This is a genomic window from Klebsiella sp. PK18, assembly GCF_057784655.1.
Genome location: NZ_CM173493.1, coordinates 2783335 through 2809184 on the forward strand (window position 1 = coordinate 2783335; position 25850 = coordinate 2809184).

Consider the following 25850-nt stretch of genomic DNA (forward strand, 5'->3'; position numbering starts at 1 on the left):
ACCGTGCGTTAGCCGGCCCGCAGCACCTCGCAGGCGTGCCGGGCGATATGACTGGCGGCGGCATCGGACAGATGCCGATCGGTAATAATAGTGGTGAACCGGGTCAAGGGTAACGCCATAAAGGTGGCCACCTGATTGTATTTCGAACTGTCGCACAGCAGGATGCTTCTCGCGCTGACCTGGCTGACGGTCTCCTTGACGGTAACCTTGTTCTCATCAGGGGTGAAAATACCGCGACTGTCCCAGCCGCTGGCGGAGATGAAGGCCGTATCGATAGCCAGGTGGCGTAACGTTCGCGCCGCCGATTCGCCCACGCAGGAGCGGTTCTCCCGGCACAGGGTACCGCCGGTGTGGATCACGCCGCACTGGCTGGCATCGATCAACAGTTGGGTTATCTCAAAATCATTGGTCACCACCTGCAGATCATCCCGGTCGAGGATCGCCCGCGCCAGCGCCAGGGTGGTGGTCCCGGCATCGAGATAGATACAGCTGTTTTTGGCGATGTGACTCGCCGCCAGCGCGCCAATCGCCTGTTTCTCCTCGCTCTGCAGCGTGCTTTTCACCAGATGACTGGGTTCCGTGGCCAGCCGGCTGACGGCGCGCACGCCGCCTGAGACGCTGACCAGCAGCCCCTGTTCCTCCAGTTTACTGACGTCCCGACGGATGGTCATATGGGACACGCCGAGGATCTCCGTCAGCTCATTGATGCTTACCGCCCCACGCTGCTCCACCAGGGCTAAAATACGCTGATGTCGTTCTATTGGAATCACCGCTCTCCCCTTACCATTTTTTCACACCAGGCGTCACCACACGGGCTGCGGACCTGGCGACACCCTGTGTTGTTATCGCGCTTTGCCGCTGTTTTTACGCTATTTTAGGGCAAGAATCGCCGTTGTGCAGCCTCTTTCCGCCTGTGAATTTTTTATATTCATGTGGGTTATTCGTGATAGCTCTCACATAAATTCACATTATAACGCTTTATTCTATCATTAAATCACATTAATTAACGAATATTCACAAGGAGACCATCATGGCTGCACACACTAACGTCTGCGTGATTGGACTGGGTTCAATGGGCATGGGCGCCGCCCGCGCCTGCCTGCAGGCGGGCCTGAACACCTGGGGCGTTGACATCAACCCCGACAACTGTCGCGCACTGCTGGCGGCGGGCGCCAAAGGCGCGGGCCCCAGCGCGGTGCCTTTCGCCGCTGACCTGGATGCGGTCGTCTTGCTGGTGGTCAATGCCGCCCAGGTGCGGGGGATCCTGTTCGGCGAAACCGGCCTCGCCGCCCATCTGAAGCCCGGCACCGTCGTGATGGTGTCGTCCACCATCGCCTCCGCCGATGCCCAGGCGATAGCCGTGGCGCTGGCGGAATACCAGCTATTGATGCTTGACGCGCCGGTATCGGGCGGCGCAGTGAAAGCGGCCGCTGGCGACATGACGGTGATGGCCTCCGGAAGCGATGCCGCCTTTGCCCGCCTCGCGCCGGTACTGGACGCCGTGGCCGGCAAAGTCTACCGCATCGGCAGCGACATCGGCCTTGGCTCGACGGTAAAGATTATTCATCAGCTGCTGGCTGGGGTGCATATCGCTGTTGCCGCCGAAGCGATGGCGCTTGCCGCCCGCGCCGGGATCCCGCTGGAGACGTTGTATGACGTGGTGACGCACGCGGCGGGTAATTCCTGGATGTTTGAGAATCGCATGCAGCACGTCCTGGATGGCGATTACTCGCCAAAATCCGCCGTCGATATTTTTGTCAAAGATCTCGGTCTGGTGAATGACACCGCCCGGGCGCTGACCTTCCCGCTGCCGCTCGCCACCACCGCGCTAAATATGTTCACCTCCGCCAGCAATGCCGGATTCGGCCGGGAAGATGACAGCGCGGTGATCAAGATTTTCAACGGCATCACCCTGCCGGGCCACAAACAGTGAGGAGAGACAACATGCAGCTTGGTGTCATTGCCGATGACTTCACCGGCGCCACGGATATCGCCAGCTTCCTCGTGCGCAACGGCATGCCGACGGTGCAACTGAATGGCGTGCCGACCCGCGATCTTCCGCTGACCAGCGAGGCGGTGGTCATCAGCCTGAAAACCCGCTCCTGCGCGGTGGAAATGGCCGTCAGCCAGTCGCTGGCCGCGCTGCGCTGGCTGCAGGCCCAGGGCTGTCAGCAATTCTACTTCAAGTACTGTTCCACGTTCGACAGCACCGCGCAGGGCAACATTGGCCCGGTGCTGGATGCTCTGCTGGCCGAGCTGGGTGAAACGCGGACGGTGATTTCCCCGGCGCTGCCGGTGAACGGCCGCACGGTCTATCAGGGGTATCTGTTTGTCGGCGAGCAACTGCTGAATGAGTCCGGGATGCGCCACCATCCGGTGACGCCGATGGAGGATGCGCACCTGGGCCGCTTGATTGAGCGCCAGGGGCGCGGAAAAGCCGCGCTGATTGCCTGGCCGATTGTCGCCCGGGGGCCGGAGGCGGTCGCCACCGCGCTGGCGACAATCAGCGATCCGGCGGTGCGCTATGTGGTGCTCGACGCCCTCAGTGAACAGGATTTGCTCACCCAGGGCGTGGCGCTGCGAGAGATGAAGCTGGTCTCCGGCGGTTCCGGTCTCGCCATCGGCCTCGCCCGCGACTGGGCGCAACGCCATGGCGCCAGGGGTGAAAGCGCTCAGGCGGGCATGCCGCTGGCCGGCCCGGCGGTGGTGCTCTCGGGCTCCTGCTCGGTGATGACCAACAGCCAGGTGGCGGCCTATCGTGAACAGGCCCCCGCCCGCGCCGTCGACTTAAGCGCCTGTTTTACCGATCTGGAGAGCTACGTCAGGACGCTGACTGACTGGGTGGACGCGCAGCGCGATGCGCCGCTGGCGCCGATGATCTATGCCACCACCGAGCCGCAAACGCTGCAGCGGATCCAGGCGCAGTATGGCGACAAGGCCAGCAGCGAACGGGTGGAACAGCTGTTTGCCGCCCTTGCCGCCGCCCTGAAGGCGAAAGGATTTACCCGGTTTATTGTGGCCGGAGGGGAAACATCGAGCATTGTGGCGCAGACGCTGGGGGTCGAGGCGTTCCATATTGGGCCGACCATCTCCCCCGGGGTGCCCTGGGTGCGTGACACCCGCCAGCCGCTCTCCCTGGCGCTGAAGTCAGGTAACTTCGGCGATATCCACTTCTTTGCCCGTGCCCAGCAGGAGTTTCGTCATGACTGAGCAACAGCTGCGAGATGAAATGGTGCAGATTGGCGCCTCGTTGTTTAGCCGCGGCTATGCCACCGGCTCCGCCGGCAATCTGTCGCTGCTGCTGCCGGACGGCAACCTGCTGGCGACGCCGACCGGCTCCTGCCTCGGCGAACTGCAGGCACAGCGGTTGTCGGTGGTGACGCTGCAAGGTGAATGGATCTCCGGCGACAAACCGTCGAAAGAGGTCACTTTTCACCGGGCGGTCTATTTGCACAACCCGGCCTGCAAGGCGATCGTCCACTTGCACAGCCACTATCTGACCGCGCTCTCCTGCCTGCAGGGGCTCGATCCGCACAACTGTATTCGTCCCTTTACCCCCTATGTGGTGATGCGTGTCGGCGACGTCCCGGTGGTTCCCTACTACCGGCCGGGCGATGACCGTATTGCCCAGGCGCTGGCCGGTCTGGCGCCCCGCTATAACGCCTTTTTACTGGCCAACCACGGTCCGGTGGTCACCGGCTCATCGCTGCGCGAAGCCACCAACAATACCGAAGAGCTGGAAGAGACCGCGCGGCTGATATTTACCCTCGGCAACCGTGAGATCCGCTACCTGACCACTGACGAAGTGGATGAACTGAGATAAAACCATGCCAAAATTTGCTGCTAATTTAACCATGCTGTTTACCGAACTGCCGTTCCTGGACCGGTTCGCCGCCGCTGCCCGCGCGGGTTTTGAAGCCGTGGAGTTTCTGTTTCCCTATGAGTATGAGGCCGGGGAAATTAAACAGCGCCTGCAGGAGAACCAGCTGCAGCTGGTGCTGTTCAATACCCCACCCGGCGAGGTCAACGCCGGAGAATGGGGGCTCGCCGCGGTGCCAGGCAGAAGCGCCGAGGCCCGCCAGCAGATCCAGCTGGCGCTGGAGTATGCCTGCCAGCTGGATTGCCCGCAGGTGCATATCATGGCCGGCGTGGTACAGCCGGGGATGGATCGCGCAGCCTGCGAAGCCGTGCTTATCGATAATCTGCGCTACGCGGCGGAGTGCTTTGCCCGCCACGACAAGCGGATACTCATCGAAGCGCTGAATCCCCAGACCAAACCGGGCTATCTCTACCACAGCCAATATCAAACGCTGGAGATGGTGAAACGGGTCGACAGGCCAAACGTCGCGGTGCAGTTAGATCTGTTTCACGCGCAGAAGGTGGACGGCAATTTAAGCCATCTCATTACCGAATATGCCGGCCAGTATCGCCATATTCAGATTGCCTCCCTGCCCGACCGTCATGAACCGGATGAGGGCGAAATAAACTATCCGTGGCTCTATGCGCTACTGGATAAAACCGGTTATGACGGCTGGATCGGCTGCGAATATATCCCCCGAGCAGACACGCTTTCCGGGCTGGGGTGGTTCTCGCCCTACCGGAAAAAATAAACGCCGTTTTCTAAAAAAATAACTCTCTGTACACCTGTTAATACCCGAGGCAAACCTATGTCGACATCGGCGCTGTTACTTATTGCGTTAGCCAGCGTAGTGCTGTTGCTCCTGTTGGTGATCAAGGCGAAAGCGCATCCTTTTGTGGCGCTCCTGATCGTCAGCCTGCTGGTGGCATTCGCCACCGGTATTCCGGCAGATAAAATTATTACCACCATTGAAAAAGGCATGGGCGGCCTGCTTGGTCACATCGCCAGCATTATTATTCTGGGCTCAATGCTGGGGGTGCTGATTGAAATGTCCGGCGGCGCCGAATCGCTGGCGAAAACGTTGACCGGCGTACTGGGCGCAAAACGGACCATTGCCGCCTTAACCATCGTGGCTTTTATTCTCGGCACGCCGGTCTTTTTTGAAGTCGGCTTTATCATCATCATTCCGTTAATTTACGGCTTCAGCAAAGTCGCCCACGTGTCGCCGCTGAAGTTTGGCCTGCCGATGGCCGGAGTGATGTTAACCGTGCACGTCGCGCTGCCCACCCACCCTGGCGCAGCGGCCGCGGCAGGCATTCTGCATAGCGATGTGGGCTGGCTGATGCTGGCGGGGATTGGAGTATCGATAGTCGTTGGTATCGTGGGTTATTTTGTCGCCCGGTTTATCAATCGGCGCCATTATCATCTGTCGATTAACGTGCTGGAACAGCAGCAAACAGCTGAAGTGCCGGACCTCTCCGTTAACGCGCAGCAGACCCGTCTGCCGCCGCCGAATGCGCTGGTTATCGGTGGACTGATCGTGGTGCCCATTATGCTGATTGTTTCCGGGACGCTGTGTCAGGCACTGCTGCTGCCGGAAAACGCGGTTCGCCAGCTGATGACCGTCATTGGTACCCCGCCGGTCGCCCTGCTGATCTCCCTGGGCCTGGCCAGCTGGACGCTGGGCATCCGTCGGCGGATGAGCCTGAAAAAGCTGGGCGAAGTCACCGGCAGCGCGATCCCCTCGTCGGCGGACGTGATCCTCGTCGCCGGCGCCGGCGGCGCCTTTGGCGGCGTACTGGTCGCCTCCGGCATCGGCAATGCCTTAGCCGAGGCGCTGGAGACAATTCATCTGCCGCTGATGCCCGCCGCCTTCCTGCTCTCGCTGGTACTCCGGGCCTCGCAGGGATCGGCCACCGTGGCGATCCTCACCACCTCCGGTCTGCTGTCTCAGGCGGTCATCGGGCTGGATCCGATTCAGCTGGTGCTGGTAACGCTGGCGACTTGCTTCGGCTCGCTCGGGTTATCGCACGTCAACGATGCCGGGTTCTGGGTCGTCACGCGCTATCTCGGGCTCTCGGTGCCGGACGGGTTAAAAACCTGGACCGTATTGACGACCATCATGGGGGTGACGGGCTTTCTGATCACCTGGCTGCTGTGGTTTGTGTTGTGATATTCGTGAAAGGTGGCCACCGGGCCACCTTTATTTGTCATCTGTTAGTTAGCCGGGCGCTGGCCGCGCTGTCACCTCACCAGACAGCGTCACCGGAATAAAATAGCGTACGCGATAGCGCCTTTCCGCCGCTGGCCCACCTTCCGTATGACGCTCGAGAAAGCATTCAATGTCGACTCCCTCCCGGCGGCTTGCTCCCAGCGCTGGCAGCAACTCCATATACAGATCGCTGGATAAACGGGCGTAACGCGCCCAACTGCCATAGAATTCAACGCCAACATACAGCCCAGGCCTTGTCGTCAACGTGCTGTTCGTCGTCAGCGCGGGCAACGCCCCTCGCTCCCGATGACAACCGACAAAAGCGTTAACCTCGACGTTAAGCTCATTGTTTCTCGCCGCATAATAATCGGATAACACAGAGAGACGGCCACCGCCGGCGGTAAAAAAACGGTCAACCTTTTGTCTGACAGCCGTCTTCGACGTGCTTTGCAATACCATATCCGACAGGCGCAGCTCATACTTCATTGGAGAGCCACGATAGACCCTCTCGGGCAGTGAACAGAAACGGGCCTGAGGCAGGCTCTCACCCTCCGGGTCGAATTTCTTTAACAGCAAAGCCGTGTCCCAGTGCACGGCGCAACGGTATTCCCGTGGCGAGAGCGAGAAGCGCTTCTTAAACTCCCGGGAAAAAGTCTGCGGCGAGTCATAGCTTAACTGCCAGGCAATGGCGGCGATCGGTTGCCGTGTTAATCGCAGACTCACCGCCGCGATGGTCAACCGCCGCAGCCGGATATACTGCCCGATGGGTAACTGACCATACTGATAAAACACCTCATAGACAAACCGGCGCGAATACCCCATATACTGCGCCAGGTCATCGATAGACGGGTTACAGTAGATATTATCTTCCAGCCACGCCAGCATTTTTAAATAGAGCATCTGTTTCATAGATACCGCATACTTCCTGTAGTCTTATCCTCCTCTAATTTTAACAACAGGCGGCGGACAGCACTAAGCTTTTTATGCACGGCAAAAATAAAAAAATAATTATCAGTGAAAAACCCTAACAGACATATGCTTAACGTTTTGTTTATTAGGAACTTTCGTATGCTCATCTGCCGTTATCCCACTTTCTCCAGCGATTATTGCATTAGTGTAAAACATCCCTTAGATTATCTCGTCTAAAAATATTCGGCGCATTGCCATTATATGTTTTAATTTATCCTGATATCATTTTAATACCCAACAGGGAAGTTATATGACGAATTTTTTGTTCAATATAAAAAATCACTATCTGCGGGTTGCGATTGCCGAACTGGTTAATGAAACGATGCAGGCGTGCGAGCGATCGCATTATCAGTTTTCTCAGCAATGGAAGCCGGCGTCGATTGCACAAGCCGATGTCATATTCACGGAAATGGTGGCGGGAGAATGGTACTTATGCCATGAACTTTTACAGCACGCTACAGAGAATTATCAACTTTTTATTTTCCTGAATGATGAAGAGGTTACCGTCATCGATCACTTACCCAACTGTTTTAAGCATGCGGTATTTATACACCCGCACACCGCCGTTCATCTTCTTAAGGAGGTGATAGGTCATGCAATTCAACGCCCCTTAACGGAACAGCATGGCTCTCCCTTTAATCGTCTGCGTCGCTGCATAAATTGTCCCTGTAAGTCATTGAGCGACGCGCAAACCAAAGTCATCTACGCGTTCAGCATTGGCCTGAGTCCGCATGAAGTTGCCACTGTACTAAAAATTAGTCACAAAACGATCCATTCGCATAAAAAGAACATTATGAATAAGTTCCATTTAAAGAGTCGTCAGCAATTCAACAATCTTGTCCAGATACTCGCCAGACGTTAACCTCGTAAAATATTATTATGCTAACTCATTATCTTCTGGAACGGAAGACATAACGTCTTTTACGCCTCTCTTTAATATAGGAAATACCGCTCCACAAAGAAATAATGAGGCAAAAAATCAAACATAAAACAATAAGCAAATCACCCATGACAACCTCGAAAAATAAAAATAATTTGATTGGCGTAGATAATATTGACCTCATATTATCCATGCAAGCTCATTTCTTTTTTTCCAGAACACGTCATAGCGTGGTAGGATAATTCCTGACAGCCATTATTTAATCGCTAAGTTCAGTCTCCGCCCCCGAGTTTTAGAAGAAATGTATGGCCTGTTATTGTCTTTTAGCAACGATATTGAGAAAAAGATAGCTAAACATCCGATTCCCTGTAGAGTGGAGGGAATCACCATGTGAATCTCCCGTTCCGCGTAGCGGACATCACGGTTGGTTGAATGTCAGAAAATGCTGGCCTCCTCCTTGAGGGTATGGCCCTACCTCCCTATTTTCGCTCTGTACAGGCCATCGGGCTCTGCTACAGCGAACGGAATGACTATGCTAACCACCTTGATTTACCGCAGCCAGGTTGATCCAGCCCGGCCACTGACCGATCTTGACGCCCTTATTCATCGCGCCAGCGGAAAAAATATGCCCCTCGGGATAACCGGGATTCTGCTGTTTAATGGTCAGCAGTTTTTCCAGGTACTGGAAGGAAATGAGGAGATCCTCGAGTCGTTATTCAGCAAAATACAATTCGACCCACGACATCGCGATGTGGTGGAGCTGATGCGCGACTACTCGGCCTATCGCCGTTTTCGGGACGTCGGTATGCGGATGTTGGATCTCCGCTATCATGAGAATGATGCTGCGGTAGAAGAGATCCTGCGCTTCAGCACCTTTGGTGAAACTGAGCCGATCAATGACCGCATGTTCAGACTGATTAGCGCCTTTATCGCCGACGGCGGGCGCTATTGCCTGCCCGAGTCTCTGCAGCCTTCTCGCTGGTCGATGACTCCCGCAGTGGGCAATGCCTCGCCGCGCAACCTGACGGATCAGCCCTGCCAGTTCGCCCTGCAGGCCATCGTCGAGCCGGCCAAAAGGCGGGTCTCTTCCTTTGAAGCCCTGATCCGCAGCCCAACCGGCGGCTCACCCGTGGAAATGTTTGCCGCCATTGCGGCGGAAGATCGCTACCGTTTCGACCTTGAGAGCAAAGCGTTTGCCTTCTCTCTCGCCGCCCGCCTTCCGCTCGGCAAACAGCAACTGGCGGTCAACCTGCTGCCAGGCTCGCTGTATAACCATCCTGACGCCGTAGGCTGGCTGATGGACAACCTGCTGGCGGCAGGTCTCAGGCCAGAACAGGTCTTGATCGAGGTGACTGAGACGGAGGTTATCTCCTGTTTCGACCAGTTCCGCAAAGTACTCAAAGCGCTGCGCGTGGCCGGCATGAAACTGGCCATCGACGATTTTGGCGCCGGTTACTCCGGTCTGTCGCTCCTGACCCGCTTTCAGCCTGATAAAATCAAAGTGGATGCGGAGCTGGTGCGCGATATTCATATTAGCGGCACCAAACAGGCGATTGTCGCCTCGGTCGTGCGCTGCTGTGAAGATCTCGGCATCACCGTGGTCGCCGAGGGCGTCGAAACCATTGAGGAGTGGTGCTGGCTGCAGTCGGTAGGCATTCGCCTGTTTCAGGGATTTCTCTTTTCCCGACCCTGCCTTAACGGCATCGGGGAGATCTGCTGGCCGGTAGCGCGCCAGGCAACGGACCTGTAAGGACGCGCACCCGGGCATCGTCATTGCCAGTGGGCAAGCTTTTCGCTCAGTGCCGCCAGGGCATATCGTACCGCTTTCGCCACCACGGTCTCACAGTCGCCGGCAAAGCACATCCGTTTGGTTTCAGTCTGGCCGCGAAAATTCCAGGCAAACCATACCGTGCCGGCGGGGGTACCATCTTCCCCGCCCTCCGGTCCCGCGTAGCCGCTGATGGCGATGGCGATATCGGCGTCAGCCATTGCCAGAATACCGGCCGACATCTCCTGGACGCACGCTTCGCTGACGGCGCTGTGTACCGCCAGGGTTTCCGCACGAACCTGCAGCACGTTTCGTTTGGCTTCATCGCTGAAAGTGACGACGCCGGTATCATAAAACGCCGCGGTATCCGCCTGAGCACAGAGCGCCGCCGCCAGATTGCCCCCGGTGCAGGACTCTGCCGTGGTTAGCCGCCAGCCCCGAGCAACCAGCATCTGAGCCACTTCCGCCGTTAGCGCTGAGGTCGGTTTTGCATCGTAACTCATCTCGTCTGTCATTCAGACCCCTCACAAAATATCAAAGGAATAACAGCAGCATCGCGCCAGTTAAAAGAATAGCATATCGATTTCTCTCGTCGGCAGTAGACCGATCGCGTCAGTTCGGGTGGAAAAATAAAGGCCCGCTGCGCGGGCCTTAGCGAATACTCGTCTGAACTGTCGCCGAATCAGACCTTGTGTTCAATCACCCGGCCGTGACTCTCAATGGCAATTTTGCGCGGTTTTTCGCTTTCCGGGATCTCCTGATGGATAGTCACCTTTAAGATCCCACTATCCAGCTGTGCCTGATTAATCTGGGCATGTTCAGGAAGCGAGAAACTCAGCTGGAAATCAGCGCGGCGGATGCCTTTATATATCCAGCGCTGGCTACCGTCGGTCCCGGGATCAGTTTCTGCACGTTTGCCGGTAATATGCAGATTACCGCCGACGGTCTCTATTTCCAGTTCCTCATCTTTCCAGCCGGGCACGCTGACGCTGAGCAGGAAATTACTGTCATCTATTTTCTGCAAATCATAGGCCGGCAAGGCGCCCACCGGCGTATCGCCAGTTAACTGGCTGAAAAGACGGTCAATGCGGTTGAAACGATCGGCAAAAAGAGAATCAGCGAAAACAGGGAGTGCTGACAAGGTTTTGAGTGCCATAATTAACCTCCTGAATATCCATTCAAAAGCTCAACATAAAGGCAAGCATTGCTTGTCCGCTATATAAAATAATATCTGCAGTGCATTTTTCAAGAGCGAAAATAAAATTTTTTATCACTCGCCACAGGAAAAAATAACCAGGCCGGGTGGCAGAGTGACCCCCGCCCGACGGCGGGGGCAGTGGCGCTTCTGAGTCCCATAACTGATGCTGTTTAACATTCAATAAACAGAAGCGACATGTATATATAACTTGTTCAAAGGGATGTCAACGCCCGGACCGTGCCACCACCCCCACCGTCCGTTTTGCCCTTTACGACTGCAGTGATAAGCGCGTTCCTCACCAGCGGCTCGCTCCGCCGCCCGAGGCGCGCTGACAAGCCATTACCTTGCAGGCATCAGCCGGCAAACCCTGACGGAAAAATAGTCAGCCCTGCAAGGAACCTTTCTCTCCGTCCCGTGCCTAATAACCTGCATACGCACTTTCTGAGGCACCACCATGACCGGTATTTTTATCTCCACCACCCTGTTCGCCCTCTTCGCGTCGATGTTGCTCGGCCTGGGGATGGTCTGGAAAGGCATTTCCAACAACCCCGATAACTGATTCTTTTGTACGCCGTTGCTGTTCACCCTCCGCAGCGGCGGGACAATACCTCGCTCCCTTTTTGTCAAAGACAACCCCTGGCTTCGCTCAGGCGCGATCTCATCGAGGATCCGCGCCTGCACAACGTATTTTTGAAATAGCAATTCACACAGTGAATAAATTACTTTGATTAATATATTTGAGACCAGAATTAACGCATGCAATATAAGCAATTTAAGCAGTTTGTGCCAAATTGCCGACAACTTCTATGCGGCCAATATACGTAACTCACTGATTTTAAAGATCTTATATCATCCGCACAGCAATAAGTCCAATTTTGGACTTATTGCTTTTGTTTGTTATTAGAAATATCCTAAGCCCATATTCGCAAAACAAATTTGCTTCAAAGAATTTTATCAACCTTAATCCATTTCGCGTTCATCATCACTATGCCTGATTTTTTAATTAACACTGAAAATATTTATCTGAAGCGGGGAATTTGCGAGCTACTGATCGAGATCGCAATCGAAGAAAATATCTGTACGCCCTTTTCCCTTCACGAATATTCATCTGACATCATTAGCCAGACTGATGTGCTTTTTACGGAAATGGAAACCGGTGAACATTACCTGTGTCACCCGTACTTCAAGAAGATACCGCAACAGACGCCTGTCTTTGTTTTTGTCCCCAGCGACAGCTGTGCCCGGGTTGACCGTTTGCCGCTTTGTCTGCGTGATGCCTGTTTTATCAGTATCAACGCCGATCTCCGCAGCATTAAAAAGCAAATTGCAAACCGCCTGACGGCATTAAGTAAACCCGTCGCCGGGGGGGCGGAAAAAGACAGCAGACGCTGCCTTAAATGCCCGCGACTAACATTGACCAAATCGCAGCTTTATATTATCGATGCGATAAAAACGGGAATGAACAATCAACAGATAGCGCAAGAGCTGGGCATCAGCCATAAGACGGTTTTTTCACACAAAATAAACATCATGAAAAAATTCCAGATTGATACTAAGCAAGAGCTGGCGCGATTCTCGGCCATCGCTCTTGCGCTATCCTCAATAGCAACCCATTAACGCCGGGTTTTGTTAAAACGCATCTTAAGCTTCCTTCTGTCTTTAACATATGACAGACCACAAAATAATGATGTTAACAATAACACCACCGCCAGGGCTAATAGCACAAAATTACTCATACACGACCTTTTCAGAGATAAAGATGATTATCAAATAATACGGGGTATAAGTTTTCAAAAACAACTATCCCTCAGCCATTTCAGATTAAGGTAAGACCTTGTGCGATAATTCTGAAAATGAATAAAGCTGAAGAAATTATTTTTATTATTACGTGCGCATTTAGCTAATAAAAAGCACATCGCTGTATGGGGTAAAGCAGGCGTGACGCGCAGCGGTTACTCCCATAATACCAGCATAAAATTGGGGGCGGATGTCTAAGAGTATCTTCGTGGGCAAGCCAGCAGGTTTGCCGGAAAGACCCCCAAGGCGACCGCGTCATTACCCGTCGCCAGGGTTAACCTAAACGTTATGTACAGCCACTGATCTGGCTTAACCACTCGTTTAACGTCAATGAATAAAGCAGGCTTGGCGGCGCATCTTTTATATCAGCAATATCGTTAATGTACCTCATCCCGGCTTTCTCGAGAACTTTCTGCGAAGCCAGATGGTTAGCCCGGACAACCGCTGACATCTCCACAAGTTTAAGCACCTCGAAGCCATATCTCATCGCGCCAATCGCAAACTCGGTGGCCAGGCCTTTTCCCCATGCCTCAGTAGAAAACCGATATCCAAGATTGTTAATGGTGACATCGTTATAACTGCGTAGACTGACGCCACCAAAGCCAATGATGTGTTCAGGGGTATTGCGCATTGATATTGCCCAGTTTCCGAATCCGTGCGTTTGCCAGTGCGCGAGCCAGCGCCGCAGGACAACTTCCGCATAGTCTATATTCGGGTACGGTCCTGCGGGGTTGAAGGTATTGGTCGCGGGATCGCCATAAATTCGGTACAGATCGTCGACATCGGAAGCCATGACCGGGCGAAGATGCAAACGATGGGTATCAATGTGCAAACTTACCTCCTGACGGGGAATATTACCGATGATGCTTCGAGGATTTCTGCCTGCCCATTGAAGCACAAATCTCCATACCGGGGAACCGGTTAGCCAGCGTTGAGAAGCATTTGAAAAATTATGCTGCCGATGATGAAAATAGGATATGTTAATTCTATGATGGATTAACGCTTTTGCTGGCTCCACGCCCAGCATTACTGAGTGAACACAGGACTGTAAATGATCGATGACATCCGCTACCTGATAGTATTTGCCAAAATTGTAGAACGAGGTTCTATCTCAGGTGGCGCCGCAGCGTTAGGCCTGACGACCGCAACAGCAAGCACACATTTATCCAGACTTGAGAAAAACCTCAATAGCGCCTTGCTGTACAGAAATACGCGAAAAATTTCTCTAACCCAGGATGGCATCAGTTTGCTGGAGACCGCCAGATCGATGCTGGAGCTGTATGAAAAGGGCGTCATTGAATTTAAACAACGCTCTATCTCTACCGTCGGCAAGCTGCGCATTTCCCTCCCTGCTGTTTTTTTAAACGGTCCATTCACCCGCCATCTGGCGAATTTTATCAAAGAAAACCCGGATATTTCCCTGAGTATTTCTTATAGTGATCTGCGCGAGGACATCATCGCCGATAGCATTGATGTCGCCTTCCGTATTGGCGAACTCCCGGACAGTTCACTCAAAGCAAGACATCTATTTGTTCTACCACGACAACTGGTGGCGTCTAAGGATTTGCTCATGCAGCACCACCCCATTAAGCATCCCGTTGAGTTGGGATCCCTGCCGTGGATTGGGTTAACAATGAGAGAGAACATTCGAGAGTTCAGGCATAAAAATGGCGAACTGGCGGTCATTAAATATGCTCCTATGGTATGCGTTGATAACATTGAAGCTGCCTATGTCCTTGCCAAACAGAACATAGGGCTTGCCGTACCTCCCCGTTTCCTCTGCGAAAATGATGTTAAACTCGGGGAGATGCATGAAGTACTTCCTGACTGGTCATTAGAGCCGCTAAAAGTTTATGCCATTTGGCCCGCCAATATATCAACCAGCAGCGCCGCCTATAAACTAATTAATTACATTTATAACGCTATGGAACAACATAAGCTTTGAACAGCTAAAATCATTGTGGGTAAAGCATATAACATGCGATAACGCATAAAAACCCGCCCATCAAGAAATTAAAGATACGCATTTGTGCCCTTCCCTGAAGAAATGTTGACATTTTATCACCGAATATTGCCCAAATTGATAATGAGATATAACAGATAAAAAAGTAAATAATAATGAATAGTATTAGGGGCAGACTGGTTGATGGCTCAGAAAACAAGGTAGTTCCAGAGGTACAGGCAGCCCAGGCTTTTGGGTTGAACCATTGCATTAACACTCCCTGAACAAATCCGGGTGCATTTCCCTTTTTTAATGACCAATCAGGTTGCGATGTGGCAATTTTATAGCCCTGATACAGTATAAAAATCGAGCCGAGAACATTCAGGTATTTGAAAAATGATGGGTGCGAGGCAATGACTGTGTATAACCCAAAACTAACAAAGATAAGCAACAGGGTGAAACCCAGAGTCGCACCGGATACGAAGGCGAATGTTTTTCTAAAGCCATGCATAACACCTGAAGAGATAATGACCATATTGACTGGCCCGGGCGAAAACGACAGAGCCAGAGAATACAGAAACATAGTAGCCATCAAAACCATTTTTTCGTCCACGTTGCCAATGAAAGATATCGTTGTAGCGAGATTTATATAACAAGTTATTTCGCTATATTTAAAGACTACCCCGATATGGACGTTAGATTAAATAGCTCATTCTCTAAAGGTGTGTTTGATAATTTAGCAATTTTACAGCAGTACCTGCCCGGCTATGCGCCCAATCCCCATCGAAAAAAGCATGGCCAGCGTGCTCCAGAACGTAATTCTGCTGATAGCTCTGACAGGCGGTGCGTTACTCACCACGGAAGAGAAATAGCCAAGAGCAGCCAGTGAACAGAGAGTGGATAGGAAAATCGCGATAACAGTCAGTTTTGCTGGCGATAGCACTGCAACGATCAAGGGTAACCCCGCCCCGGCTGAAAAACTCACGGCCGAAAAAATGGCCGCCTGCAAAGGTCGCGCAGAATGAGTATCCGTTAATCCCAACTCTTCGCGGGCATGGGCCTCGAGGGCATCTTTAGCCATCAGTTGCTCTGCAACCTGGCGGGCAAGCGCAGGCTCCACTCCGCGTTGGATATAAAGAGACGTCAGCTCCCGTACCTCTCCCTGATAATCTGCGTCCAGCTCACTTTTTTCCTCGGCAAGCGCGGCGGTTTCCGTATCCGCCTGGGATGATACCGAAACATATTCCCCTGTTGCCATCGACATGGCGCCAGCAACCAGCCCGGCGACACCGGCCAGCGACACGCCCGAAGGGCTGGTATTTGCAGACGCCACGCCGAGCACCAGGCTGGCGGTTGAGACAATCCCGTCATTCGCCCCGAGTACCGCCGCCCTTAACCAACCGACGCTTTCAATGCTGTGTCGTTCAAGATGCATGCCTTTTACCTTTTAATACGCATCCTCATCGGGATTAGCGAGAGAGCACAACCTTATCCAATAACGGGATGTTTCTTTTGACTGCGAAAGGTGAGGAAGATATGCAGCAACCCCATCGCACCATGCGCCCAGAAATAGGTTTCAATGAACACCGTCAGAAATTTATGCAAATGCAGGACCGCTTCTGCCAGCGCCGTTGACGTCCCTGGCGCGGTGTCCAGTACAAACCAGAGCCCTCCACAGAGTGCGACCGCCAACAAAGCAAGTACGCCAAGCCCCTGGATCATCGCCGCTATGCCACCGGCATGTGCTTCAGGAAGACGAAATGTCATTAGCATTTTAATGTCTTCAACTACACCGCGAAAATCAAGGGACGACCAGGCAAAATAGTAACGAAACCCACGTTGTTTAAGCATCCATACCAGCATCACTACACCAAGAACCATCAGCGCGAATCCAGAGATAACATGGAACCATGTCACGACTCCGGTCAGAGTTACGTCGCGAAGCGCCTCACTTTCGGTGAGATTAGAACTAATGATCTGCAGCAGAATCAGGGTGGCGACAATAATATGCAGCATGCGGAAAAAAGGGGTGTCTTTGTGCGGAAGCGCATTGCGAAGTTGTTCGTTCATCATTTGGCCATTTTATAAGGGGATCGGCCACATCAGTATTGCGTCTGTTTGTTAACGCAACCTTAACGCCTTGATGTTGAAGTGCACTGAATGATGTATGAATAAAAGGCAAACCATACCGGCTATCTCAGCAGCTAATAGCATCCATGGACTTACTCGTGAAACTGATGTGCCTGTCTCCTCCGCCTTATTTCCTCGTGGAGCGACAGAAGAAGACGCTGCCTCAATGGGTAAACATTATCGTGGTTCGTTTGGCACTGGCTCATGTTGATCCTGGTGCTTCAGGCAAAGCTACCCAGACTCATCTGGGTTGGTTACCGGACGGACCTGGTTTGCTTGAAGACTTACGTAATATGAATAAAGGCTAAACAGAGCATCTTCAACCAAAAGTCTAAGCCTTCAACACACGAATTAATAATCGACCTGTTGAAGGGTCTCTCCTGTGAACGCGCACAGCGTGTGCTTTAAAAACAGGCATATAGCTTTTCCTGAATAAAGGGAGAAACACAAGCAACAGAATTCCTGCGCCAAATGCAGCCAAGCCATGTAACCAGTCAACCATAGTCAGCGGAATGAGGAACAGGCAGTAATGCAAAACACAGAATACTGTCGTGCATATCTTCGCCCATCCAGGGACTAAAACATTTGGATCCGCTTCGTAAAATTTACTCTTTCTGAGAATGTCCTCAGAGGCTATCCGCATGCCTACGAACCAGAACAAAGGCAGGTACGTCGCTGAAAATAGAGACAGCACAATAATATTCCAATCAGACACTCGCGCACTTCCTTATTCATTGCTTCCCTGGGTAAAAATCATTAGCGCGAATATATCATTTGAACGATATAATCCACGCTAAGACGGCTTTTTTATCTGGCATAATACACTACGATGAGAAACATACCGAGCAATCTTATGCAAAGTCAAGATTAAAAAGGGACGCACGTTCGGGACAAAGGCGAATTATTACGTATTATCAACGTCAGATGGTGCCTCTCTGCCACCGATGCGGCATTCGGTCAGCCGTAGCCGCGTATAATTCATTATTTATTCAAGGTTCAATGCGTAGAGTGATGCACTGAAATTTTTCAATAAAAAATCAACGTATAAACGGATTTTTGGTAACTGTTGACGGTTTGCAAAGGTCAATATATGCACTGGCTTAGCTAATGGTTGAAATTCAGACATCAGAGGCAGCAGTCGGCCATGTTGCAAATCTTCAGCCAACAGGATCTCGGGTTGCATAATAATTCCCAATCCATTCAATGCTGCCCTTCGCAATGCTTCCCCATTGTTACAGGTCATCGTGATGTTTACCGGAGCTCTGACAGGTTTGCCTTCCCTCTGAAGTGTCCATTCATTCGCTGCAATGGGATGGGCAAACCCAAGACATCGATGATGGCATAACTCTTCAGGTGTTATGGGTTCCCCTGCCCGTTTTATATAGGCCGGAGATGCACACATGACTGAGCGATATGGCGCTATCGGACGGGCAACAAGTGTATTAACATGCAGGAGCTCACCAATCTTAATCATGACATCTAAACCTTCATCTGCCATATCCATCGATTTATCGCTCAGCACCAGGTCTACTGCCATATCAGTCCATTCAATAAGAAACTGAGCAGTAACAGGCGAAAGCGCATGGACACCAAAGGAGACTGGGCAACCTACTCTCAGTTTTCCACGTGGCTTCTGGTGAAGAGCAAATGCCTGTGACTCGCTATCTTCAATATCAGCTAATATCCGGCGGCAACTCTGATAATAACCCTGACCAAAATCGGTCAGACTTTGCCGACGCGTTGTGCGATTAAGTAAGCGAACGCCGAGATGTTCCTCTAACGCTTTGATATGCAGCCCAACCATGGTTCCGCTGATTCGCATCTCTTCAGCAACAGCGCTAAAGCTGCCCCTGTCCACGACGCGGACAAACACCGCCATACTTTCCAGTTTATTCACTATTATCAAGCCTGGCTTGTTAAAGATAAAAACATAACGCTGTTTATCAAATTTCACCAGCGGGTTTTAATCTGTTTTCACTTAGTGCAGGAGGGTTAAAAATGATGACCAATACAGAGCTCCGTGAGCGAGGAATGAGATTGTTTAATGAGCTGTATGGAAATGGCGCAGGAGAAGAACTACGAAAGGACATGGCCGATTTGTGCCCTGATTTTACTGATATCTCGATCGAATGGGCTATGGGAGGCATCCTTGCACGCCCGGGGCTGGACGCTAAAACTCGGGAGCTGGTTGTCATTGCTTCCTGCGTCACTCTGGGTCATACGGTTCCACAATTGAGGGCACACGCTCAGGCAGCGCTAAATGCAGGGGCAACCAGAGAAGAAATCATCGAGGTTGTCCTGCAATTACTGTTTTATGCAGGAGGCGCCGCGGTGCGCAATGCACTCGTCAATATACGCGATATTATAAATGCTGAGTTAAACGTCGAAGCGAAAATGTCCTGAAGACAATCGCTGTTTGTCATTCTAGCCATCCCATTTGACAAGCGTGCTGGCTCGGGTCATTGCCTGGCGCGTTTTTTGGATTGTCTGCAGCACATTCCTAACCAGGCGTCACTGATTAAGGGAATGGGATGGCTAACTCGATTTCAGAGACGGTATCTCATCACTACATGCTGTCAGATACAAGGAAAGCGGGGAGGCAGAACCTGTCTTCGTCCAGTGCTAAAAATCCCACGCTATTAAAGGGATTTGTCTAAACGGTAGAATTTAAATCAACAACATACATGGCCATTTAATGATGCAAGTGATACTTGTTCGACACGCGGAAACAGAGTGGAATATAAAAGGAATAATTCAGGGACAGAGTGACAGTGCGTTAACCCCCCGCGGGGAGCGCCAAACATCAGCTTTACTTGCCGCGTTTGCAGCGAGTGATTACCGGGTAGACTGCGTTTACACGTCTCCGCTTGGTCGTGCCTGGCAAATGGGACAGCGCCTGGCTGACCATTTTCGTTGCCCATTGATAGCTGAGCCGGCCCTCAAAGAACAGGCCTTTGGCCAGTTCGAAGGTATGTTAACGTCACAACTCATGCAACAACGTCCCCACGATGCGCATGCGTTATTCACACATGATGCCGAGTATTGCCCACCACAAGGAGAGTCATTAGCACAAGCAACCCGACGAGTAACAGGTTTCATACACAACCTACCAGAAGCCACAGAACATCAGCGCATCTGTATTGTCACGCACGGGCAAGTCAGCCAGGGCGTGCTGGCGGTGCTTAAAGAAGGGACTATTGATAATTTTTCGCGGTACGCTCACCCTAATGCAAGTTACTCGGTGTTCGATTTCCGGGATGGGAAATGCCTGGCAATCAGATGGGGAATTGCCACACACCTGCTTCAACTCGAACGCCAGAACGCTTAATTTCATATGCCCCTCTGCGGCAAACAAGTGATACCCTGGAAGATATGAACCCGCTTCAGGAATGCTTATGAAACCAACCCTTAATCAGTTGATTAACTTTTGCACTGTTGCTGAAATCGGAAACATTGGCAAAGCCGCCAGTAAACTTAATATTTCGCAGCCTCCCTTAAGCCGGCAAATAGCCCAGCTGGAAACTATCCTCGGTGCAAAGCTATTTAACCGGGCCGCAAAAGGGGTCAGTTTAACCCTTGCCGGGGAGCAATTTCTGCTGGACTGCCGCGCGATGCTGGCAATGCTGGAGCAGGCCTGTAATAACGTACGGGCAATAGAATCAGGGCAGAAAGGGGTTCTGAAATTAGGCGCAACAATGTATGCCAGCTATAGCGTTGTGCCGCATGTTGCGATGCAGCACAGGAATACCTGTTCCGACGTGGAATTGCATTTTCAGGAGAGGGTCCCCTCTGATTTACACGCCGCATTACAGGATGGCAGATTGGACGCGGCAATCAGCTTCTCCGAGACGGCCACGCCGGGGATTCATTCACTGGTGCTCTTGCGTGAGCCGCTCATTGCCGCCCTCCCTGCCAACCACCCCCAGGTTCAACACGAGCATTTCAGGCTTGAATCACTCTGTGATGACCCGTTCATCACGGTTCCGCGCGAGAGCGCTCCGATGCTCTATGATTCCATCCTTCATCAGTGCCTCAAAGCTGGATTTAGTCCGCAAATAGGTCTGGAAGCCTCCGTGCAGCAGACTGTGATGAATTTTGTGGCCCATGGTGTTGGTGTCGCGCTTATTCCCGCCAGTATGGAGAATGCTCAATTACGCGGTGTGGTTTACCGGAAGCTGAAAAATCCGAATATGGTGGAGAATATGCTGATGTGGTCGGCAAAGAACACTAATCCGGCTTTACCGGGTTTTGTGAACCTGTGCCGCAGCATCAGGGATAAACTGGATGCGGCACAGGCCGGACGGATTAACGATTAACTTTTACTGATGATGATTTCGATCACGTTAGGCTTGCCACTCGCCAGTGCGGCCTCAACGGCCGGGCCGATATCGCCGGCACGGATAACTTTTCGGGTCTCCAGCCCCATCGAGGCACCCAGTGCCTGATAATCCACTGCCGGATTAACCAAATCCATTGCGATGAAGCGATCTGTTTGGGCCGACGTATAATCCGCCTGTGAACGCATGAAGTTTTTCAATACGTTATATTCCGTGTTATTCATGACAATAAAGGTGACTGGCAGTTTTTCGTGTGCGGCCGTCCAGAGAGCCTGAGGGGAGTACATCGCCGCGCCGTCTCCCACAAAACACACCACAGGCGCTTTTCCCAAACCGAGTGAATAGCCCACCGCCGCGGGCATCCCCCATCCCAGGCCACCGCCGCGTAAAAAGGCATATTGATCCGCGCGGTGACTGTTGAGAGACTTGCGAAGCGAGCCGCTGGTGGCAATCGCCTCGTCAACAATGGCCACATCTGGTCCGATCGCCCTTGCTGCCTCAAACGCCGCCACCAGCGGCGTAATTACCGTAGCAGATTGTTGTTCCTGAACCTGCCCGAGCAGACTTTCTTTGCTCAATTTAAACTCATTAATCGCCTTTTCAAAACGGCGTTGATAATCACGGCGATGGTTTGCCGTGGCTTTCTCCAGTTCAGGAAGTAGCACCTTTAACGATGATTTAATATCGCCAACCACTGAGAGTTCACTACTGTAGGTGCGTCCCAGGTCGCCCGCATCGGCTGATAACTGGAACACTTTGCACTGCTCCGGCACTGCCTGACCTTCGGTATAAAGAATAGTGATAAGCGACTTACCACCAAGGGCAAAAATAGCATCGTACTGGCTTAATGCTCGGTTAATTTCCGTCGCTTTCGTGGACAGATTGCCCCGCCAGAGAGGGTGTGCTGTTGGGTAGGGGATCCGGTTCGGCCATGTTGAACCGTACACGTCAGCGGCAAGCATCTCAGCAAGAGCAACAACCTCATTGGCCGCTTCACTTTGATAGATTTCGTCGCCGGCAATCAGTGCGACGTTACCCGGAGTAAATGCCGCCAGCTTACTCGCCAGCAAAGGTAACGAACCCGCGACTGCATTGCGGTCGATAGTAGAAGGCGCGCCAATGCCGATAGCACTCATCGCCTCCATCACATCCATCGGAAGCGACAGGAAAACGGAGCCTTTCGGTGCAGCGTCAGAATCGTGGAAGGCCCGACGAACTAATACCGGTAGCTGATCAACGTGGGTAACCTCCTGCGACCATTTCGCGAACGTTTTACCCATACCGACCAGATCACCCAACAATAATGGGTCGGTTGTCGTGTGGCGTGAATCCTGCTGCCCCGCCGTCACCACCAGAGGTGTCTGTGAGCATTTTGCATTCAACAGATTTCCCATGCCGTGGCCTAAACCACCGGCGGTATGCAGATTCAGAAAGCCTGGTTTTTTTGCTGCCTGCGCATAACCGTCCGCCATGGCGACTGCACTCGCTTCCTGCAGAGCTAACACGTACTGAATTGACGGTTTTCTTAACAGCGCATCCATAAACGGCAGTTCGGTGGTACCTGGATTACCAAACACATATTCCACCCCTTCACTTTCCAGAACTTCTAACAATACATCACCGCCGCGGCGTGCATTGGCATTCTGGACTTTAGTTATTGCATTACTCATAGACTGATCACCTCTGTCTGCGTATTCCTTCGCCCTGTCTGGCGGGTGATTCAATCTTAATAACAGGTATAACACCCTTTCCAATACTATATTGATGCCCAGTCATACCCTTTTAGGTATGGGAAGTCATGCGCTGTCCGCCAGGAGATGGAAAGCTATGACGGACTGAGACACTGACACTCAATCAAAGCCAGCCACATTATCGAAACCCTCTCTGATGTTTGCTATTCGCTGAATCTCGCCGCCGCAGTGCGAGCATGATGTGGGGTTTTCTTTAGCCATCTACTCTGCCTCACCTGGTGCTGGACCCCCTTCTGGCGGGCATCAGATAAGATGACAGCGCAATATCACAACGATCGCGGTTCGACGGGGTGAAGGAGTCGCTCTGTGAAAAATGAGGCTCTATCCTCTTGCAAATTTTTCCTGGTTTAAGGATTCATTTTCGGAAAGACTTTTGCAGTGGTTTTGCCGAAAAAATCGGACAAAAAACCGGGCATCGCGCCCGGTTATCGTGTCAGCCCGAAATGGCCCTACGCACTCAGCCCACGATTTTTCAGCATCGGCTCAATCTGTGGATCGTGCCCGCGCCACTGGCGATAAAGTTCAGCTAAATCAGTGCTATTGCCGCGCGACAGAATCGCCTCCCGGAAGCGCTGACCGTTCTCACGGGTCAAACCACCCTGCTCCACGAACCAGTGATAGCCGTCGTCGACCAGCATCTGGGTCCACAGATAGGCGTAATAGCCTGCCGCATAGCCGCCGCCGAAGATATGGGAGAAGCATCCTTTTCAATGTGTGCATTTACCAATAAAAATCATAAAGTTAACTTCCATTTGCCATGAAAATTCTGTTGATTTAAGCTTAAATACAATCTCATACAATTCAGTCAGTTGCATATAGTTTTGGGGAAGACATTCTCTCAACAATGCCTAATCAGCACCTTTATCAGTTCGTTTTTCATACTGATAACTATCAAATAGTGTCCTGTAAGGATGAGGTAACGACTCTATTCTTCTGACCTATAATTCTAAGTCTGGCATCTGACTGGAGGTAACCATGTGCGGACGCTTTGCTCAATCTCAAACCCGTGAAGAATATCTGGCATACCTAGCGGATGAAGCCGAGCGCGACATCGCATGCGACCCTGAGCCGATTGGGCGTTACAACGTGGCGCCAGGGACTAAAGTTTTGCTCCTGAGCGTACGTAATGAAGAGCCACATTCAACGCCGTTCACGGCGCTATGTGCAGGGGTTAAGGGAAAAACCGGTGCTCATATAAGCCCATGTTGAAACCTCCGCGACAAGTCGGATGTATAGACCCTTATGGCAACATGGCTTGCTGCACTGATGAATGGTGTAAGTGAGTAAAACTAAACGTTAGCCCTACTCTTTCCATTTTAAAATGTCAAGAATTTATTTGCTTGTCATGTAAAATAATCAGTTCGTGCTGATGACTTGCCACCAAATCCTACGTGAAAACTGCAGACATCTTATCATTAGTAGCAGGCTAAATATTTTTGATAATTTCCTCGGATTTTAGATCATAAGTCTGCTAATATCTGTTTAAACATCATCGCGAGAACTGAGATGCTTACAACTATCATTTATCGTAGTCATGCCCATAGTAGCATTTCAAGAACCTCAATCATGGAAATGATTGAGCTCGCAAATGCCCATAATATCAAAAGTGATGTCACTGGAATATTGATTTTTAATGGGATTCACTTTCTACAACTGCTGGAAGGCCCTGAAGATCAGGTTAACGAAATTTACACCAGGATCTGTAGTGATACTCGTCACTTTAATATTGTTGAACTCTTAAATGACGTTGCACCTTTCCGACGATTTGGTAATGCCGGGATGGAACTAATTGATATAGATTTACACAGTCATGAAGATTGCCTAAGAACAATTCTGAACCGTGGAACAGCAAAACATCAACTTCTTTATAATGATAGAGCATTGCGTTTTTTTAGGACATTCATAGAGTCCATACAACAAGAAAAATACTATGAATTGCCGTCCGCTACTGAATGGTTGTTTTCCAGAGAACCTTTAATCACTGAAAGCCCTTATGTTGCTAGTACCTTCATTATAAATCCAGTGGTAGACCCTCTCGCGAGAAAGGTCCATTCGTTCCAGTTCAGTAATCCCGTGACGACGGGTTTGTATGGAATGGGCTTGTTACAGCATGATCTAGAATCAAAACGTGTTGCTCTTCTTGAAGCTGGTAGTTTCCTTCACTCTGGACAAAGGGTTTCAATTAGTCTATTACCATTGACTATAATTAAGATTATTGATGCCCCTTGCACGCTGCTTAAGTATATTGAGCAAAGCGGCCTTATCCCTGAACAAATTATCATCGAATTTCTAGAAAAAGATCTGTTCGCCAATATTGATGATTTTTTACATGCACTACGAATACTTAAAAGCGCTGGTATAAGCGTTGCTATTAATGACTTTGGGTCTGGACATGCAGGATTACTTCTTCTAACAAAATTCCAGCCTGAAAAAATCAAAATTCATAGTGAGCTCATAAGAAATATTCACATGGATGGCGCGAAACAAGCCGTAGTTCAAAGCATAATCAATTGCTGTGATACTCTGGAGATAAGAATATGCGCTACAGGAATCGAAAAAGCTGAAGAATGGATGTGGCTGGAGTCAGCAGGTATCGCTTACTTCCAAGGCCCCCTTTTTTCTGGCTACTCAGATGACGGCTTACCATTTGTAAGCTGGCCGGATCCTGTGGAGATTTAGTAACAGCAGAAAGCAGTGATGAATTTTAAGGCGTTTTACTGACCTTGAATTTGAGACCAATAAACGCCTGATTGACTTTGACCACCTATGCCCGCTAGCCGTGACACCGTAGCAGTGCGCGAATAGATGAGGCAGGATGTCCCCAGGTTGCAGGCAGTTGAGACTACCAGAGGCGGAGTAGTGCCTGCTGAGCATTTCTTCTTGCACCCGGTCTCGCGTGCCATGGGTGACGTGAAAAACCAAGGGCCAGAACTAATTATTGAGCGGCTATAAATTTATAACGTCCGCAATGTGCCAGGAGCGGACATTGTCTGACTAGAAAACAACA

28 protein-coding genes and 3 pseudogenes are annotated in these 25850 nt (G+C 51.3%); 16 read left to right on the plus strand and 15 right to left on the minus strand.

Going from position 1 to position 25850, the window contains the following annotated elements; all coding sequences use genetic code 11:
* Positions 1 to 8: 8 nt before the first annotated feature.
* Positions 9 to 770, minus strand: a complete 762-nt coding sequence (locus AC3EMD_RS13605) for a DeoR/GlpR family DNA-binding transcription regulator (RefSeq protein ID WP_008804982.1) — start codon at positions 768 to 770, stop codon at positions 9 to 11.
* A gap of 260 nt (positions 771 to 1030) precedes the next feature.
* Between AC3EMD_RS13605 and ltnD the strand changes: the two genes are divergently transcribed.
* Genes ltnD through AC3EMD_RS13630 form a run of 5 tightly spaced genes read left to right on the plus strand, consistent with a single transcriptional unit; the run spans position 1031 to position 6032 of the window.
* Positions 1031 to 1933, plus strand: a complete 903-nt coding sequence (gene ltnD, locus AC3EMD_RS13610; RefSeq protein ID WP_016160982.1) for an L-threonate dehydrogenase — start codon at positions 1031 to 1033, stop codon at positions 1931 to 1933.
* Between the two features lie 11 nt (positions 1934 to 1944).
* Complete coding sequence (gene otnK, locus AC3EMD_RS13615) at positions 1945 to 3210, plus strand: 3-oxo-tetronate kinase (RefSeq protein ID WP_032730293.1); 1266 nt, start codon at positions 1945 to 1947, stop codon at positions 3208 to 3210.
* Positions 3203 to 3823, plus strand: coding sequence for a 3-oxo-tetronate 4-phosphate decarboxylase (gene otnC, locus AC3EMD_RS13620; protein WP_012541792.1), 621 nt, complete (start codon positions 3203 to 3205; stop codon positions 3821 to 3823). The genes otnK and otnC overlap by 8 nt, the downstream gene beginning before the upstream one ends.
* A gap of 4 nt (positions 3824 to 3827) precedes the next feature.
* Positions 3828 to 4610 (plus strand): HPr family phosphocarrier protein, encoded by a 783-nt coding sequence (locus AC3EMD_RS13625; RefSeq protein ID WP_023322571.1) that lies wholly within the window; start codon positions 3828 to 3830, stop codon positions 4608 to 4610.
* A 57-nt stretch (positions 4611 to 4667) separates the two neighbouring features.
* Entirely contained in the window at positions 4668 to 6032 is a 1365-nt protein-coding gene (locus AC3EMD_RS13630; RefSeq protein ID WP_008804987.1) for a GntP family transporter, read from the plus strand.
* 48 nt (positions 6033 to 6080) lie between these two features.
* Here the strand turns inward: AC3EMD_RS13630 and AC3EMD_RS13635 are convergent, their stop codons facing one another.
* Positions 6081 to 6980: a helix-turn-helix domain-containing protein gene (locus AC3EMD_RS13635; RefSeq protein WP_012541794.1), complete on the minus strand. Its 900-nt coding sequence runs from the start codon at positions 6978 to 6980 to the stop codon at positions 6081 to 6083.
* Between the two features lie 310 nt (positions 6981 to 7290).
* Between AC3EMD_RS13635 and kbvR the strand changes: the two genes are divergently transcribed.
* Entirely contained in the window at positions 7291 to 7902 is a 612-nt protein-coding gene (gene kbvR / locus AC3EMD_RS13640; protein ID WP_008804989.1) for a LuxR family transcriptional regulator KbvR, read from the plus strand.
* A gap of 28 nt (positions 7903 to 7930) precedes the next feature.
* On the opposite strand, the gene AC3EMD_RS13645 is transcribed toward kbvR, so the two are convergent.
* The gene (locus tag AC3EMD_RS13645; RefSeq protein ID WP_367187626.1) at positions 7931 to 8113 is read right to left on the minus strand and encodes a small membrane protein; all 183 of its coding nucleotides are present in this window, start codon (positions 8111 to 8113) and stop codon (positions 7931 to 7933) included.
* 339 nt (positions 8114 to 8452) lie between these two features.
* Here AC3EMD_RS13645 and AC3EMD_RS13650 point away from each other — a divergent pair, with 339 nt between their 5' ends.
* Positions 8453 to 9670 (plus strand): diguanylate phosphodiesterase, encoded by a 1218-nt coding sequence (locus tag AC3EMD_RS13650; protein ID WP_032733002.1) that lies wholly within the window; start codon positions 8453 to 8455, stop codon positions 9668 to 9670.
* Positions 9671 to 9690: 20 nt separating this feature from the next.
* Here AC3EMD_RS13650 and AC3EMD_RS13655 read toward each other — a convergent pair whose 3' ends face one another.
* The 3 genes and pseudogenes from AC3EMD_RS13655 to AC3EMD_RS13665 all read right to left on the minus strand — a co-directional run.
* Positions 9691 to 10203, minus strand: a complete 513-nt coding sequence (locus AC3EMD_RS13655) for a 2-oxo-tetronate isomerase (RefSeq protein ID WP_032739867.1) — start codon at positions 10201 to 10203, stop codon at positions 9691 to 9693.
* Positions 10204 to 10370: 167 nt separating this feature from the next.
* A complete protein-coding gene (locus AC3EMD_RS13660; RefSeq protein WP_032733001.1) occupies positions 10371 to 10844 on the minus strand; it encodes an Hsp20 family protein in 474 nt (157 codons plus the stop codon).
* A 453-nt stretch (positions 10845 to 11297) separates the two neighbouring features.
* Positions 11298 to 11390, minus strand: a pseudogene (locus AC3EMD_RS13665) (hypothetical protein); the annotation flags it as partial.
* Here AC3EMD_RS13665 and AC3EMD_RS13670 point away from each other — a divergent pair.
* A complete protein-coding gene (locus AC3EMD_RS13670) occupies positions 11350 to 11445 on the plus strand; it encodes a YnaM/YnfT family protein (protein WP_272481883.1) in 96 nt (31 codons plus the stop codon). The pseudogene AC3EMD_RS13665 and the gene AC3EMD_RS13670 sit on opposite strands and share 41 nt — an antisense overlap.
* 428 nt (positions 11446 to 11873) lie before the next feature.
* Positions 11874 to 12503, plus strand: a complete 630-nt coding sequence (locus AC3EMD_RS13675) for a helix-turn-helix transcriptional regulator (protein ID WP_012541798.1) — start codon at positions 11874 to 11876, stop codon at positions 12501 to 12503.
* Here the strand turns inward: AC3EMD_RS13675 and AC3EMD_RS13680 are convergent.
* Positions 12500 to 12622 carry a small membrane protein gene (locus tag AC3EMD_RS13680; RefSeq protein WP_016160978.1) on the minus strand — a complete coding sequence of 41 codons (123 nt, stop codon included), beginning with the start codon at positions 12620 to 12622 and terminating at the stop codon, positions 12500 to 12502. The two genes, AC3EMD_RS13675 and AC3EMD_RS13680, sit on opposite strands and share 4 nt — an antisense overlap.
* A gap of 347 nt (positions 12623 to 12969) precedes the next feature.
* Positions 12970 to 13515 carry a GNAT family N-acetyltransferase gene (locus AC3EMD_RS13685; protein ID WP_048271700.1) on the minus strand — a complete coding sequence of 182 codons (546 nt, stop codon included), beginning with the start codon at positions 13513 to 13515 and terminating at the stop codon, positions 12970 to 12972.
* Positions 13516 to 13734: 219 nt separating this feature from the next.
* Between AC3EMD_RS13685 and AC3EMD_RS13690 the strand changes: the two genes are divergently transcribed.
* Positions 13735 to 14628 carry a LysR family transcriptional regulator gene (locus tag AC3EMD_RS13690; protein WP_012968291.1) on the plus strand — a complete coding sequence of 298 codons (894 nt, stop codon included), beginning with the start codon at positions 13735 to 13737 and terminating at the stop codon, positions 14626 to 14628.
* Between the two features lie 10 nt (positions 14629 to 14638).
* On the opposite strand, the gene AC3EMD_RS13695 is transcribed toward AC3EMD_RS13690, so the two are convergent.
* From AC3EMD_RS13695 to AC3EMD_RS13705, 3 genes are all read right to left on the minus strand, one after another.
* Positions 14639 to 15226 carry a LysE family translocator gene (locus tag AC3EMD_RS13695; protein WP_109956296.1) on the minus strand — a complete coding sequence of 196 codons (588 nt, stop codon included), beginning with the start codon at positions 15224 to 15226 and terminating at the stop codon, positions 14639 to 14641.
* 144 nt (positions 15227 to 15370) lie between these two features.
* Positions 15371 to 16060 carry a VIT1/CCC1 transporter family protein gene (locus tag AC3EMD_RS13700; protein ID WP_302074172.1) on the minus strand — a complete coding sequence of 230 codons (690 nt, stop codon included), beginning with the start codon at positions 16058 to 16060 and terminating at the stop codon, positions 15371 to 15373.
* A 53-nt stretch (positions 16061 to 16113) separates the two neighbouring features.
* On the minus strand, positions 16114 to 16695 hold the full coding sequence (locus tag AC3EMD_RS13705) for a cytochrome b/b6 domain-containing protein (RefSeq protein WP_043875320.1): 582 nt from the start codon (positions 16693 to 16695) through the stop codon (positions 16114 to 16116).
* A gap of 158 nt (positions 16696 to 16853) precedes the next feature.
* On the opposite strand from AC3EMD_RS13705, the gene AC3EMD_RS13710 reads away from it, so the two are divergent.
* The gene (locus AC3EMD_RS13710; protein WP_142668549.1) at positions 16854 to 17063 is read left to right on the plus strand and encodes a hypothetical protein; all 210 of its coding nucleotides are present in this window, start codon (positions 16854 to 16856) and stop codon (positions 17061 to 17063) included.
* Positions 17064 to 17086: 23 nt separating this feature from the next.
* Here the strand turns inward: AC3EMD_RS13710 and AC3EMD_RS13715 are convergent, their stop codons facing one another.
* Together AC3EMD_RS13715 and AC3EMD_RS13720 are read right to left on the minus strand one after the other, a co-directional pair.
* Complete coding sequence (locus AC3EMD_RS13715) at positions 17087 to 17470, minus strand: hypothetical protein (RefSeq protein WP_100751167.1); 384 nt, start codon at positions 17468 to 17470, stop codon at positions 17087 to 17089.
* 270 nt (positions 17471 to 17740) lie between these two features.
* On the minus strand, positions 17741 to 18652 hold the full coding sequence (locus AC3EMD_RS13720) for a LysR family transcriptional regulator (RefSeq protein ID WP_016160975.1): 912 nt from the start codon (positions 18650 to 18652) through the stop codon (positions 17741 to 17743).
* Between the two features lie 101 nt (positions 18653 to 18753).
* Here AC3EMD_RS13720 and AC3EMD_RS13725 point away from each other — a divergent pair, with 101 nt between their 5' ends.
* The 3 genes from AC3EMD_RS13725 to AC3EMD_RS13735 all read left to right on the plus strand — a co-directional run bounded on the left by AC3EMD_RS13725 (position 18754) and on the right by AC3EMD_RS13735 (position 21071).
* A complete protein-coding gene (locus tag AC3EMD_RS13725; protein WP_023297568.1) occupies positions 18754 to 19158 on the plus strand; it encodes a carboxymuconolactone decarboxylase family protein in 405 nt (134 codons plus the stop codon).
* 292 nt (positions 19159 to 19450) lie between these two features.
* The gene (locus tag AC3EMD_RS13730; protein WP_109956297.1) at positions 19451 to 20083 is read left to right on the plus strand and encodes a histidine phosphatase family protein; all 633 of its coding nucleotides are present in this window, start codon (positions 19451 to 19453) and stop codon (positions 20081 to 20083) included.
* A 67-nt stretch (positions 20084 to 20150) separates the two neighbouring features.
* Complete coding sequence (locus tag AC3EMD_RS13735; RefSeq protein ID WP_110199181.1) at positions 20151 to 21071, plus strand: LysR family transcriptional regulator; 921 nt, start codon at positions 20151 to 20153, stop codon at positions 21069 to 21071.
* Here the strand turns inward: AC3EMD_RS13735 and AC3EMD_RS13740 are convergent.
* Together AC3EMD_RS13740 and AC3EMD_RS13745 are read right to left on the minus strand one after the other, a co-directional pair.
* Positions 21068 to 22762, minus strand: coding sequence for a thiamine pyrophosphate-binding protein (locus AC3EMD_RS13740; RefSeq protein ID WP_032754319.1), 1695 nt, complete (start codon positions 22760 to 22762; stop codon positions 21068 to 21070). The two genes, AC3EMD_RS13735 and AC3EMD_RS13740, sit on opposite strands and share 4 nt — an antisense overlap.
* Before the next feature lie 530 nt (positions 22763 to 23292).
* Positions 23293 to 23541 (minus strand): annotated as a pseudogene (locus AC3EMD_RS13745) (M3 family metallopeptidase); the annotation flags it as partial.
* A gap of 277 nt (positions 23542 to 23818) precedes the next feature.
* Between AC3EMD_RS13745 and AC3EMD_RS13750 the strand changes: the two are divergent.
* Positions 23819 to 24038 (plus strand): annotated as a pseudogene (locus tag AC3EMD_RS13750) (SOS response-associated peptidase); the annotation flags it as partial.
* 311 nt (positions 24039 to 24349) lie between these two features.
* Positions 24350 to 25522, plus strand: coding sequence for a diguanylate phosphodiesterase (locus AC3EMD_RS13755; RefSeq protein WP_118280128.1), 1173 nt, complete (start codon positions 24350 to 24352; stop codon positions 25520 to 25522).
* Positions 25523 to 25850: the final 328 nt, after the last annotated feature.

What these genes read in the sequence shown, in the direction of transcription:
- AC3EMD_RS13730 (WP_109956297.1), top strand. Translation starts at nt 19,451, where the DNA reads ATGATGCAAGTGATACTTGTTCGACACGCGGAAACAGAGTGGAATATA.
- AC3EMD_RS13740 (WP_032754319.1), bottom strand. Translation starts at nt 22,762, where the DNA reads ATGAGTAATGCAATAACTAAAGTCCAGAATGCCAATGCACGCCGCGGC.
- AC3EMD_RS13735 (WP_110199181.1), top strand. Translation starts at nt 20,151, where the DNA reads ATGAAACCAACCCTTAATCAGTTGATTAACTTTTGCACTGTTGCTGAA.
- AC3EMD_RS13675 (WP_012541798.1), top strand. Translation starts at nt 11,874, where the DNA reads ATGCCTGATTTTTTAATTAACACTGAAAATATTTATCTGAAGCGGGGA.
- AC3EMD_RS13700 (WP_302074172.1), bottom strand. Translation starts at nt 16,060, where the DNA reads ATGCATCTTGAACGACACAGCATTGAAAGCGTCGGTTGGTTAAGGGCG.
- AC3EMD_RS13630 (WP_008804987.1), top strand. Translation starts at nt 4,668, where the DNA reads ATGTCGACATCGGCGCTGTTACTTATTGCGTTAGCCAGCGTAGTGCTG.
- AC3EMD_RS13650 (WP_032733002.1), top strand. Translation starts at nt 8,453, where the DNA reads ATGCTAACCACCTTGATTTACCGCAGCCAGGTTGATCCAGCCCGGCCA.
- otnK (WP_032730293.1), top strand. Translation starts at nt 1,945, where the DNA reads ATGCAGCTTGGTGTCATTGCCGATGACTTCACCGGCGCCACGGATATC.
- ltnD (WP_016160982.1), top strand. Translation starts at nt 1,031, where the DNA reads ATGGCTGCACACACTAACGTCTGCGTGATTGGACTGGGTTCAATGGGC.
- AC3EMD_RS13725 (WP_023297568.1), top strand. Translation starts at nt 18,754, where the DNA reads ATGATGACCAATACAGAGCTCCGTGAGCGAGGAATGAGATTGTTTAAT.
- AC3EMD_RS13625 (WP_023322571.1), top strand. Translation starts at nt 3,828, where the DNA reads ATGCCAAAATTTGCTGCTAATTTAACCATGCTGTTTACCGAACTGCCG.
- AC3EMD_RS13645 (WP_367187626.1), bottom strand. Translation starts at nt 8,113, where the DNA reads ATGGATAATATGAGGTCAATATTATCTACGCCAATCAAATTATTTTTA.
- AC3EMD_RS13655 (WP_032739867.1), bottom strand. Translation starts at nt 10,203, where the DNA reads ATGACAGACGAGATGAGTTACGATGCAAAACCGACCTCAGCGCTAACG.
- otnC (WP_012541792.1), top strand. Translation starts at nt 3,203, where the DNA reads ATGACTGAGCAACAGCTGCGAGATGAAATGGTGCAGATTGGCGCCTCG.
- AC3EMD_RS13690 (WP_012968291.1), top strand. Translation starts at nt 13,735, where the DNA reads ATGATCGATGACATCCGCTACCTGATAGTATTTGCCAAAATTGTAGAA.
- AC3EMD_RS13635 (WP_012541794.1), bottom strand. Translation starts at nt 6,980, where the DNA reads ATGAAACAGATGCTCTATTTAAAAATGCTGGCGTGGCTGGAAGATAAT.
- AC3EMD_RS13680 (WP_016160978.1), bottom strand. Translation starts at nt 12,622, where the DNA reads ATGAGTAATTTTGTGCTATTAGCCCTGGCGGTGGTGTTATTGTTAACA.
- AC3EMD_RS13660 (WP_032733001.1), bottom strand. Translation starts at nt 10,844, where the DNA reads ATGGCACTCAAAACCTTGTCAGCACTCCCTGTTTTCGCTGATTCTCTT.
- AC3EMD_RS13755 (WP_118280128.1), top strand. Translation starts at nt 24,350, where the DNA reads ATGCTTACAACTATCATTTATCGTAGTCATGCCCATAGTAGCATTTCA.
- AC3EMD_RS13705 (WP_043875320.1), bottom strand. Translation starts at nt 16,695, where the DNA reads ATGAACGAACAACTTCGCAATGCGCTTCCGCACAAAGACACCCCTTTT.
- kbvR (WP_008804989.1), top strand. Translation starts at nt 7,291, where the DNA reads ATGACGAATTTTTTGTTCAATATAAAAAATCACTATCTGCGGGTTGCG.
- AC3EMD_RS13695 (WP_109956296.1), bottom strand. Translation starts at nt 15,226, where the DNA reads ATGGTTTTGATGGCTACTATGTTTCTGTATTCTCTGGCTCTGTCGTTT.